Source organism: Kitasatospora sp. NPDC007106 (assembly GCF_040634455.1).
In the GTDB taxonomy this organism is placed as follows: Bacteria; Actinomycetota; Actinomycetes; order Streptomycetales; family Streptomycetaceae; genus Kitasatospora; species Kitasatospora arboriphila.
The window spans coordinates 1-10497 of record NZ_JBEYFP010000173.1 but is presented as its reverse complement, the minus strand read 5'-3'; the positions used below and the strand labels follow the sequence as shown (position 1 = coordinate 10497).

General features: G+C 73.0%; 10 protein-coding genes. 5 read left to right on the top strand and 5 right to left on the bottom strand.

Annotated elements, in window-relative coordinates:
- Positions 1–41: 41 nt before the first annotated feature.
- On the bottom strand, positions 42–1016 hold the full coding sequence (locus ABZ641_RS16420) for a glycoside hydrolase family 16 protein (RefSeq protein ID WP_344624921.1): 975 nt from the start codon (positions 1014–1016) through the stop codon (positions 42–44).
- A 545-nt stretch (positions 1017–1561) separates the two neighbouring features.
- Here ABZ641_RS16420 and ABZ641_RS16415 point away from each other — a divergent pair.
- The gene (locus ABZ641_RS16415; RefSeq protein WP_344624920.1) at positions 1562–3712 is read left to right on the top strand and encodes a glycosyltransferase; all 2151 of its coding nucleotides are present in this window, start codon (positions 1562–1564) and stop codon (positions 3710–3712) included.
- A 93-nt stretch (positions 3713–3805) separates the two neighbouring features.
- Positions 3806–4225, top strand: a complete 420-nt coding sequence (locus ABZ641_RS16410; protein WP_359982469.1) for a hypothetical protein — start codon at positions 3806–3808, stop codon at positions 4223–4225.
- 9 nt (positions 4226–4234) lie between these two features.
- Here the strand turns inward: ABZ641_RS16410 and ABZ641_RS16405 are convergent, their stop codons facing one another.
- Complete coding sequence (locus ABZ641_RS16405; RefSeq protein ID WP_359982467.1) at positions 4235–5170, bottom strand: alpha/beta fold hydrolase; 936 nt, start codon at positions 5168–5170, stop codon at positions 4235–4237.
- Between the two features lie 104 nt (positions 5171–5274).
- On the opposite strand from ABZ641_RS16405, the gene ABZ641_RS16400 reads away from it, so the two are divergent.
- Positions 5275–6120 carry a helix-turn-helix transcriptional regulator gene (locus tag ABZ641_RS16400; RefSeq protein WP_359982464.1) on the top strand — a complete coding sequence of 282 codons (846 nt, stop codon included), beginning with the start codon at positions 5275–5277 and terminating at the stop codon, positions 6118–6120.
- Positions 6121–6278: 158 nt separating this feature from the next.
- Here the strand turns inward: ABZ641_RS16400 and ABZ641_RS16395 are convergent, their stop codons facing one another.
- Positions 6279–6530 carry a UBP-type zinc finger domain-containing protein gene (locus ABZ641_RS16395; protein WP_359982471.1) on the bottom strand — a complete coding sequence of 84 codons (252 nt, stop codon included), beginning with the start codon at positions 6528–6530 and terminating at the stop codon, positions 6279–6281.
- 529 nt (positions 6531–7059) lie between these two features.
- Between ABZ641_RS16395 and ABZ641_RS16390 the strand changes: the two genes are divergently transcribed.
- Positions 7060–7704, top strand: coding sequence for a dihydrofolate reductase family protein (locus ABZ641_RS16390; protein ID WP_344624915.1), 645 nt, complete (start codon positions 7060–7062; stop codon positions 7702–7704).
- A gap of 77 nt (positions 7705–7781) precedes the next feature.
- Here ABZ641_RS16390 and ABZ641_RS16385 read toward each other — a convergent pair whose 3' ends face one another.
- Positions 7782–8069 carry a hypothetical protein gene (locus ABZ641_RS16385; protein ID WP_344624914.1) on the bottom strand — a complete coding sequence of 96 codons (288 nt, stop codon included), beginning with the start codon at positions 8067–8069 and terminating at the stop codon, positions 7782–7784.
- A 205-nt stretch (positions 8070–8274) separates the two neighbouring features.
- Here ABZ641_RS16385 and ABZ641_RS16380 point away from each other — a divergent pair, with 205 nt between their 5' ends.
- Entirely contained in the window at positions 8275–8949 is a 675-nt protein-coding gene (locus tag ABZ641_RS16380) for a hypothetical protein (protein WP_359982460.1), read from the top strand.
- 47 nt (positions 8950–8996) lie between these two features.
- On the opposite strand, the gene ABZ641_RS16375 is transcribed toward ABZ641_RS16380, so the two are convergent.
- Positions 8997–10497: FAD-binding oxidoreductase (locus tag ABZ641_RS16375; protein WP_359982457.1), on the bottom strand; the 1501-nt coding region annotated here is incomplete at its 5' end.

Here is a 10497-nt window from a genome sequence, read left to right as displayed (position 1 = left end):
GCGGGCCGGCCCCCGGCCCGCCCTTCGCCGTGGGGCCTGGGTCAGGACTTCGGCAGGGTGTCCACGAAGTCGGTGCCGGCGCTGTAGAAGCCGTCCACGGTCTTCTGGACGTCGGCGTAGGAGACGGCCTCGGCGTCCTTGTAGTAGAACCAGTTGATCTTCAGGTTCCAGGTGCGCTGTCCGCCGAGGGACGGCAGCAGGTCGATGAACCAGTTGCTGAAGTGGACGTCCATCTTCTCGCGCGGGACGTACTTGCCGGAGCTGGTGAACAGCTCCTTGCCGTCCATGGAGTAGGTGGCCTTCCCGCCCACGGAGGTGACCATCATGATGTGCCAGCCGCCGAGACGCTGCTTGTGGGGCTTGGTGACCCGGTCCGGCGGGTCGGCCTTGAACCAGCTGGTGGTGTCGAGCTGCGGACCGGGCGTGCCCCAGCCGCCGTTCGTCATGTACTCGTAGTCGAGCTCGCTGTAGTTCGCCGAGTCGTCCTGGGGGGAGATCGGGAAGTAGGACTGGACGACGTGGTCGCCGTTCTTGCCACCGGCCGGCTTGTCGCTGAGGTAGACCCGGGCGGCGTAGGTGCCGTTGAAGAGCTTGGCGCCGGTGCTCTGGATCTCGGCCTGCTTGGTGCCCTTCTGGGTGCCGTCGGTGGACGCCTGCAGCTGGAGGGTCCGCTTGCCCTGGGCGGTGGCGTCGTCGGGGAAGCTCGCGCCGGCGTCGGACCAGGTGTCCTTGATCCCGGGGCCGCCCTCGCCGGTGCGGATCTCCCAGCCGTGGGCGGTGAGCGCGGGGTCGGTGGGACCGGTGTAGTGGAAGTTGTCGAACAGGGTTCCCGGCGGGCCGGTCGGGGTCGGCGAGGCGCTGGTCACCGACCCGCCCTTCGCCGTCGTGCCGTCGCCGCCACCGTCGCCGCCACCGGACGCCGGACCGCTCGAACAGGCGGTGAGCACGCACAGCAGGGTCGGGAGGGCGAGCACGCTCCACGCGCGGTGGCGAGGGGTGCGGCGGGGCTGACTCACGCGGGCTCCTTGGGGCGTGCCGGTCGCACGTGCGCACTGATCGGATGAGGGGTCATCCTAACGGGACGCGAACACCCCTCCGGCGCGCGCCCGGCAGGAACCGGAGGGAGAGAGTCCGAGGTCGGGAAGGGTGCGTGCACGCCCACGTTCCGGTATGCACCGACCGGTATCTCGATCCGATTACAACCCCCCGCCAGATCAGGCCAAATCCACCCATCGAACTCAATTCGATTCCGTCCGGTGCACTAACGTTCGCTACTACGCTCCCGCGGTCTACGTACCCTGCACGGAAAGGCGTCGCACGGTGCGCCCAGCCATCTCGTTCGTCGAACGCAGATCGGCACACCCGCCACAGCCTGACGTGCGCGAGTCAAGCTTCGAAGAGGCCGCTCCCGCACCGGTGTTCGCCGGCCGGTCCGGTCCGCGCGGCCGGCTGCTGCGGGGCTTCGGCCGGCCGCCGACGTCGCCGCCCGGGACACCCTCCCGCTCGGGCCTGTAGCCCGAGCACCCCTGAACCGCCGCACCACCCATCTCCAGGAGCGCCAATGTCCCGCCACCAGCGCCGCCGGCAGTCCCTGCGGAGGCCGCGCCGACTGGCCGCGCCGCCGTTGCGCTTCTTCATGCCGCTGTCCCTGCTGGCGTGCCTGCTCCTGCTCATCGTCCTGCGCGGCCTGGCCACCAACGAGGTGTTCCACGACGCCCGGGTCGCCGACTCGGCCGACCAGACGACCGTGCCGACCAACCTGCTCAAGGGCGGACCGGTCATCGACGCGCGCGGCGACCGCAACGACGACCCGGTGAGCTACCGCATCCCGGACCGCACCGTGGTGCTCAGCTTCGACGACGGCCCCTCGGCGGAGTGGACGCCGAAGATCCTGGAGATCCTGGAGTCCCGCCACGTCCGCGCGGACTTCTTCGTGACCGGCGCCATGACCGCCCGTAACCCGGACCTGATCCGGAAGATCGTGGCGGGCGGCCACGAGATCGGCCTGCACAGCTTCACCCACCCCGACCTGGCGTTCCAGTCGCACGCCCGGATCAGCTGGGAGATGGCCCAGACCCAGCTGGCACTGGCCGGCGTCGCGGGCGTGCACAGCTCGCTGTTCCGCCCGCCGTACTCCTCCAACTCGGCCGCACTGGACGACTGGAGCTACCCGGTCATCAAGTACCTGGGTGCCCAGGGCTACGTCACCGCCTTCATCGACCACGACACCGACGACTGGAAGCGTCCGGGCGTGGACGCGATCGTCAAGGAGGCGGTGCCGGCCAAGCCCGGTGCGGGCGAGCTGATCCTGCTGCACGACGCCGGTGGCGACCGCTCCCAGACCGTCGAGGCGCTCGGCGTGCTCATCGACAAGCTGCAGGCCGACGGCTACCGCTTCGCCACCATCACCGAAGCGCTCGGCGCCTCCAGCGCCACCACGCCGGTGCACGGCTTCCAGCTGTGGGCGGGCAAGGGCTACATCTGGGCCACCCAGCTCGGAGTGAAGACCCTGCCGGTGCTGATCGCGATGCTGGCCGTGGTCGGCTTCCTGAACTTCGGCCGGTTCGCGCTGATGCTGGTCCTCGCTCCGATCCACGCCCGCCGCAGCAAGCGGCTGGACCTCTGGGGCGATCCCGTCACCGAACCGGTCACCGTGCTCGTCCCGGCCTACAACGAGCGCGAGTGCATCGCCAACACCCTCAACTCGCTGGCCGCCAGTGACTACCCGATCGAGGTCATCGTCATCGACGACGGTTCCTCGGACGGCACCGCGGACATCGTCGAGGAGATGGACCTGCCGTTCGTCCGGCTCATCCGCAAGGTCAACGGCGGCAAGTCCAGCGCGCTCAACACCGGCATCGCGGCCGCCTCGTACGACATCGTCGTGATGATGGACGGCGACACCGTCTTCGAGCCGTCCACCGTCCGCGAACTGGTCCAGCCCTTCGCCGACCCGGGCATCGGCGCCGTCTCCGGCAACGCCAAGGTCGGCAACCGCGACACCCTGATCGGCGCCTGGCAGCACATCGAGTACGTCCTCGGCCACAACCTGGACCGCCGGATGTACGACATGCTCGGCATCATCCCGACCATCCCCGGCGCGGTCGGCGCCTTCCGCAAGGAGGCCCTGCAGGCGGTCGGCGGGATGAGCGACGACACCCTCGCCGAGGACACCGACATCACCATGGCGGTGCTCTGCGAAGGCTGGCGGGTCGTCTACGCCGAGCGCGCCCGCGCCTGGACCGAGGCCCCCGCCAGCATCCAGCAGCTCTGGTCCCAGCGGTACCGCTGGAGCTACGGCTCGATGCAGGCGATGTGGAAGCACCGCCGCGCCGTCATCGCCGGCGGGCCGGCCGGACGCTTCGGCCGCCTCGGACTGCCGCTCGTCGTGATGTTCGGCGTGGTCGCCCCGCTGCTGGCACCGCTCGTCGACATCTTCCTGCTGTACGGCGTGTTCTTCGCGGACGCCCGGCTGACCCTCACCAGCTTCGGCGGCTTCCTGATGATCCAGGCCGTGCTGTCCTGGTACGCCTTCCGGCTCGACCGCGAGAAGCCCTGGCACCTGATCAGCCTGCCGACCCAGCAGCTGGTCTACCGGCAGCTGATGTACATCGTCCTGCTGCAGTCCGCGATCACCGCGGTGACCGGTGGCCGCCTGCGCTGGCAGAAGCTCCGCCGCACCGGCGAGGTCGCCGTACCCGTGGAGGCGTGACCGCGAGCACGCCCTTCGGCTGGTCCGGCGGCCGCCGGGCCGCGGGCCGCTGTGCAGCCTGTCGTCCCGTTCGAGCAGATCGGGGGCCGGAACGTGGACGCTGACCAAGGGCATGCCGGGGTTGAACTCCCCGAGGGATCCTGGTGGGACTGGGACGTCGTCGCCTGGGACCCGGGGCAGTTCCGGCTCGCCGCGGACTACGACCTCACCTACCACCACGGTCTGGAGCTGGTCTTCGGCGACCCGCTCTACGTCAGCTGCCCGGCGACGTTCCAGGATCCCGTCTTCCGCGCTCCCACGTCCGAGGAACTGGCGACGGTCACCGGCCTGCTCGGTGAACGACCGCCCGTGCTCGTCGCCTTCGAAGCGGACGCCGGCGGGCCGGACCCGGTCTCCTGCCTCGTCGCCGCGGACCGCCTGGACATCGTGCAGGAGAACGTCCTGCGGTACTGGCGTGACGACGCGGCTCCAGGCCAGCGGTTCGCTTCCTGGGTACGGCCGCCGGAGCAGTGACGGGCCGGATCACGGCCCCGTGGGCACGGCATACAGGGTGCAAGGGCTCCACGCCGGGACGGTACCTCGTCGCTCATCGCAGCTCACCTGCATAACGGGACGGCCCTTGGACGCCGCTTCTCCGGCGGCCGAACCCGAGGTGACCTCGTCAGCGCGCCATACGTCAGAGGACGAGTCGGCACGGGCCTCGGCTTCCTGGCGGGCGTCGTCCTCCCGGCTCTCCTTGTCGGGCGACGTGCCGACCACTGCAGCGTCCTCGCCGGGTCCGTCCGCTCCGTCGAGCAGGAGGGCGGCGACCGCCCGCGGGGCCTCGCGCATCGCGTTGTGGGCGGTCGGCAGGTCGTGGACGATCCATGCCGGGTCGGTGAGCAGCCGGGCGCGCTGGCCGGCGAACGGTGTGCGGTCCTCCCATCCCGAGCAGTAGACGAATTCGCGGCGGGGGACGTCGGCGTGAGCGCCGGTGAGGCGGACCGTCTGCAGGAGGGCGGCGAGCGGGTGGGGGCGGCGGCGGGGGTCGCCGTCCGGCCGCCACGGGGGTTGGACGGCGTAGCCGGTGGTGGCGGCGCCGGCGACGAACGACTGCCGGTAGCCCTCGTTCATGAGGGACCAGCAGGAGTCGCCGTCGCGCGGCACGCAGGCGTCCAGGTACACCAGCCGGGAGACCCGGCCGCCGGCGCGGTCGGCGGCGGCGGTGATCACCATGCCGCCGTAGCTGTGGCCGACCAGCGTCACGTCGTCGAGGTGGGCGCGTTCCAGCTGGCGCAGTACGTCGTCGGTGTGGGTGTCGAGGTTGGCGGTGGCGATCGTGGCGGGGTCGTCGTGGGGGTGCAGGCCGGTCAGGGTCAGGGGGTGGACGGTGTGGCCGGCCCGTTCCAGCAGCGGGACCACCGCCTCGAACGCCCAGGAGCCGTGCCAGCCGCCGGGTACGAGAACGAACGTCGCCATGGGGGCTTCCCCTCTCTGCTCGGCGGTGGCACCGGGGGCCACCGCTCATGACGGGAAGTCTCGTCCGCGCGCGTCGTGGCGTGCCATCGATACGATGCCGTCCGATGCCCGTTCGCCGCCAAGCCCGCCCGGACGCCGGCGCCACGTCACTGACGTGGCCCTCCGGCGGTCGTCACCTGTGGCCCTCGGGCGGCGGCAGCGGAGCGCAGGCGCACGCCCGCGGGCACCTGGTGTACGCGGCCCGTGGTGTCCTGGTGCTGCACACCGAGAGCGGGACGTCGATCGTTCCGGCCAACCGCGTCGCGTGGACGCCGGCCGGGTCCACGCACCGGCACCGCGCCCACGGGGAGACGGACATGCGGATCGTCTTCCTGTCGCCGTCCCTGGCCCGGCTGCTGCCCGGGCGTCCGGCGGTGTTCCGCGTCTCCGGGCTGGCGCGGGAGGTCCTGCTCGCCCTGACCGGCCCGCGCGGCGGCGGCCACGACGACGAAGACGGAGCGGGCGCCGGTGTCGACGGGGGCGACGGCGGTGGGGCGGTGCCCGGGTACGGCCGCGCCGCACGTGGACGCCTGCTGCGGGTGCTGGTCGAGGAGCTGCGTGAGGCCGACGAGCAGCCGCTGCACCTGCCGCACCCGCGCGACGACCGGCTGCGGGCGATCGAGCAGATCCTGACCCGGACGCCGGACGACACCACCACACTGGCCGGGCTCGGCCGGCAGGTCGGGGCCAGCGCCCGTACCCTCAGCAGGCTGCTGCGCGACGAACTCGGCATGACCTTCTACGAGTGGCGCACGCTGGTGCGGGTGCACCACGCGCTCGTCCTGCTCGCCGAGGGCCACGACGCCACGTACACCGCCCACGCCTGCGGCTGGGCCAACCCCAGTGGCTTCATCGCGGCGTTCACCGACCTCGTCGGCACGACCCCGGGCCGCTACCGGGCCGGCGGCTGACGCGGGGCCGGGTCCGGTCGTTTCCTGCGGATCATCGGGCGGTGCGGTCCCCGGGCGGGCGGCCGCGCTGCGTGGCGGCCCCGGCCGGGTCGGCGGTGGCGGTGGCGGTGTCGCACCTGCCGGCGGTCCCTGCCTGCGGTCCCTGCCGGCGGCCCCGGTCAGGCGGGGCGCAGGAAGACCTCGTCGGTGTAGCACCAGGCCCAGTCCTCGCCGGGTTCGAGCGAGCGGGCGACGTGGTGTCCGCCGTGGGCACGGGCGTGCTGGTGGGCGTGCTGCCCGGGCGAGCTGTCGCAGCACCCGACGTGCCCACAGCTCAGGCAGGCCCGCAGGTGGACCCAGGTACGGCCGGCCCGCAGGCAGTCCTCGCAGCCGGGGGTCGTCCCCGCGGACACCTCTCGAAGCCCGTCCAGATGCCCGCAGGTCCGCTGGACGACCAGGCCCGGATCCACCGCGACGCGCCATTCATGCCGCTCGTTCACGGCACCCACATTACGCACCGCACCCCCACCGCGACCCGACGACCGGCACCGGCCGCGCCGCGGCGCAGCGCGGATCGTGATGCTCGAGCGACCCGGGACCGGGCATCACCAGCCCCACCGGACTCCCGGCCCTGTGTGCAGCGCGTCGAGCGGGAGAAGAACGAGGGCCGGAGTGGTCCTCACCGAGAACCCGGCAGCTCTGAGCACCGACTACGCCCAGGCCGGTGCGGTGCTCGCCTCCTGCCGCGTGCTGGTCTTCCCGACGGACCCGCCCGCTGCCGTGTGAACGCTCCCGGGCCGGCGTTCTCGACGCGCGCCGGGGCTGCTGCCGGGCGTCGCCGGGGCGCCGACCGCGGCGCAGCGTGGTAATCAGTGACACCTGGGTGCCGTCGCGGCGAGGAGTGCGCCGGTTCCCCGGGTCCGGCCGTCCGGCTGGGACGAACCCTCTTCGGGAGTGGGCATGGGCCTCATCCACATCGAACTGTTCGCGACCCTCGACCTCGTCGGGCAGGCGCCCGGCGGGCCCGACGAGGATCCGGTGGGCTTCCCGTTCGGCGGCTGGCAGGCGCCGTTGATGGACGAGGTCGCCGGGGCGCAGGTCGGTGCCGCGTACGAGGGCACGGACGCCCTCCTGCTCGGCCGGCGGACGTACGACATCTTCGCCGCGTACTGGCCGCATCAGGAGGGCGGCGCGGACGACGGGATCGCCACGCTGTTCAACCGCGTCCCGAAGTACGTGGCCTCCCGTGGCAATCCCGATCTCTCGTGGGCCGGGTCCACCCGGCTCGGGCCGGATCTGGCCGGCGCGGTGCGCGAGGTCCGCGACCGGCACGAGCACGTGAAGGTCGTGGGGAGCCTGAACCTGGTGCAGACCCTCCTGCGCGAGAAGCTCTTCGACCGTCTCGACCTGTGGGTGCATCCCATCGTGCTGGGCGTCGGGAAGAAGGTGTTCGACGGGGGCGCGGTGCCGACGAACCTCACGCTCCTCCAGCCTCCGACAGCCGGTCCGAGGGGCACGGTGTACCTGCGCTACGGGCTCGCCGACGGCACGCCCGCGACGGGCGACATGAGCGCGCCGGATCGCGGTGCGGGTCGCGACGGCTGAGGGGGGCAACAGGCCTCCCCCACCGGCCGCGGGGCGGGGCCGCACGTTCTCCGTACTGTCCGGACCGGCCTTCGCGGTCAGGAGCCGGGGGTCCAGGCGTTGTGCAGTTCGACGACGTCCTGCGGCGCGCCGGTGACCGGGATGCCGGCCTTCTCCAGGAGCGGCATCACCACCGCGGCGAACTTCTCCATCGCCTCCCGGCTCTCCCAGACGTCGTACACCTCCAGCGCCTGGTCGCGGACGAACGCGGCGTGCGACAGGCACCCCTCGAACGGGTTCCCGGGCAGCGCGTGCAGCGCCGCGTTCAGTGCGTCGTACTGTTCCGCCGTGACGCCCGGCATCCGGCCGTGGACGAGAACCGCCATCACAACCTCCTCTGGGAACGGGCCCGCCCCTGCTCGCCGCCACTCGTGCGGCCGTTCCAATCTCCGGCCGGCACACGGTCGGCGCAACCGCCCGGGGGCGGGCCCCGCGGGCGACCCGGGGGTGTGCGGTTCCCGGGACGGTCGTGTCGGCCGCGGGCCGTATCGTTGCGGTGATCATCATCGGATCGCACACACGGGGGCTCGCATGACCGTTCACCGGCCGGGACTGCCGGAGGACCTTCCGCCGGCGGAGGAGCTGTGGGCGCGCTGGGCGCTGCTCGCCGCCCTCGAGGCGACCACCGAGCACGAGGAGCGCCCGCCGCGCCACCGGACGGGCCGGTGGCTCGACGACGAGGGCCTCCACTGGGACGACTGCGGCTGCACCTGGTGGGTCATGTCCGCGCAGGGCGACGGCCGGTTCGTGCTGTACGGCGAGGACGAGGCGAGCGACGTCAAGTGGTACGAGCCGGCGATCGACGTGCTGGCGGGCGGCCCGGACTGGCTGCCGTACGAGGAACTGCGGGACCGCCTCGAAGGGTGCGAGATCGGCTGCGTCTACTGGTACGAGAACGGTGCCTGGACGCGGGCACCGTACCCGGACGACCTCGGCGACGACGGCCTGGACTGCGGCATGGGCGACTTCATCGACCGCGGCGAGGTGCTGGGCGAACTGGCGAACCGTCTGGACGGCACGGTCGACGGGCCGAGCGCGGACAGCCTGCTGGCCGACGCGGAGGCGTACCGGCTGGCGCCGCACGGGCTGCTGGAGCGGCTGGGCGCGACCAACCGCCGCGACGATCCGCTGGACCGGCCGGCCCTCGTCCGGGTGCTGGCCCGTGCCGGTCTGACGGGCGGGTTCGCGGGGGCGGACGCACGCTGACGAGCCGCTCGGGCCGGCCCCGAGCCGTCTCCCGCCCGTGGGCCGCGTCAGCCGCCGAGCGGCACGGCCTGCGGGAACCGGAACAGTCCGGTCGGGTCGTACGTGCGCTTGACGCTCCGCAGCCGGGCCGCGTTCGCCCCGTAGTAGGCCTGCTCCCAGCCGTCCAGGCGGGGGTCGACGTAGTTCTGGTAGGCCTGCCCGCTCGCGTAGGGACGCATCGCCGTCCACACGCCGTCCAGCCAGCTCCAGGAACGGTCGGCGTCGGTGCCGCCGGTCGCCCCCGGCGGGAAGTCGGCGGTGTACTGCGCGGTGAAGAGGCCGTCGCGGTGGACGAAGGCGGTGTCGCCCGCACCCACCCGGTTGATCGCGCCGCCCAGGGCGTCGAACGCCACCCCGGCGCTGCCGCCCTGCGGGCCGGTGCGCGGGTAGCGTTCGACCGCGGCGACCAGGGCCCGGGCGCCGGCGTCGTCGATCGGCCGGGTGAAGACGTCGGACTTGGCGCCGTACGACTCCCGGGGCACCCGCCCGGCCGGGTCCTGGCCGGGCAGGCTGCCCGGCAGGTGCGAGGCGGCCTGCGAGTACCCGGAGACTCCGCCCATCGCCTGCATGGTCGCCAGGTAGGACGCCGCGTGCAGCTTCGGCGCAGTCGGGGCGACCGTCAACCGGTCGATCAGGTCGGCGAGTTCGCCCTTCGGGCCGAGGTAGGTGACGGTGCTGCCCAGTTGGGTCCGGCCGTCCGCCCACACCAGCAGGTGCAGGTCCGCCCAGAGTGCGTCCGGCGCGGTGGGCGCCCAGGCCTGCCAGGCGGCGATGACGGCCACCGCCTTGGACCACGGCCAGCTCAGGAAGGCGTACGAGCAGTCCGCGGCGGGGTGCGTGCGGAAGGAGAACGAGGTGACGATCCCGAAGTTGCCGCCGCCCCCGCCGCGCAGCGCCCAGAAGAGATCGGGCTCGGACGAGGCGTCGGCCGTCCGGATCCGGCCGTCGGCCGTCACCACCTCCGCCGCGGTGAGGCTGTCGCAGGTCAGTCCGTAGGCCCGGCCCGTGACGCCGATCCCGCCGCCGAGCGTGAGGCCCGCGACCCCGACCGTCGGGCAGCTCCCGGCGGGCACCGTGACCCCGGCGGCGGCCAGCCCGGTGTACACGTCGATGAGCCGTGCCCCGGCGCCGACCCGTGCCCCGGCCGCGTCCCCCGACACCCCGGCCAGCCGGCTCACGTCGATCACCAGCCCGCTCCCGGAGGACCAGCCGGCGTAGCTGTGCCCGCCGCTGCGCGCGGCCACCGGCAGCCCGTACCGGCGTGCGAAGGCCAGGCAGGCGGCCACGTCCTCGGCGTGGCCCGGGTAGGCGACGCCCTGGGGCCGGAGCGTGTCGTACTGCGGCTGGAACAGCCGGCCGGCCGCGGCGTAGCGCGCGTCGCCGGGGCGGATCAGCTGCCCGTCCAGGTCCTGGGCCAGCCCCGCCCAGTCGGCGGGCTTCGGCGAGCCGGGGGACGGGGACGGCGACGCGCTCACGGGGGTCGACGGCGCGGCCCCGGTCGAGCCCGTC